The following is a 566-nucleotide window of genomic DNA, read 5'->3' as shown; positions in this document are numbered from 1 at the left end:
GCAGATGGGCGGCCACGACAAGCCCGCTGACATGAGCTCGGACGATGCGAGCAAGCTGTTCGCCCCTGAACCAGCGGCGTCAGGTGCCAGCGCGCCCGCGGATGACGGCGACGCCGTGCGGCGTGCCCTGGAGGACGCGGCGAAGAAGTAGGCACTCCGGGAGGCACTCCGGGCCGCCAACGAAAAAGCCCCGCATCGCGGGGCTTTGCCTTTGCTGCGGCGCGAGGCTTACAGCTTCTGCGCCTGCATGAAGTCGTCAAAGCCGGCTTCCGAGAAGCGGAACCAGAGGTTCTGGTCGCGACGGAAGTTGGAAAAGTCCTCGTAGACCTTCTTCCAGTTCGGGTTCTTGGCCGACAGCTCGGCGTAGATGCCCATGGATTCCTTGAACGCGGCGTCCATCACGTCCTTGGGGAAGCGGAACAACTTGGTGCCCGAACCCACCAGCTGCTTCAGCGCGCCGGGGTTCTTGGCGTCGTACTTGGCCTGCATGTCGATATGCGCCATGGCAGATGCTGCTTCGACCACGGCCTTGTATTCGGCCGACAAACCCTCGTACGCCTTGGTGT

Annotated in this window: 1 pseudogene; it reads right to left on the bottom strand. The window is 63.6% G+C overall.

The window, feature by feature from the left end:
- Positions 1-228: 228 nt before the first annotated feature.
- Positions 229-566 (bottom strand): annotated as a pseudogene (locus ACXJKR_RS34275) (ABC transporter substrate-binding protein); the annotation flags it as partial.

This window comes from Roseateles sp. P5_E11, assembly GCF_054049355.1.
Note: the sequence above shows the minus strand (reverse complement) of the source record. Positions and strands in the feature narration are given on the sequence as shown.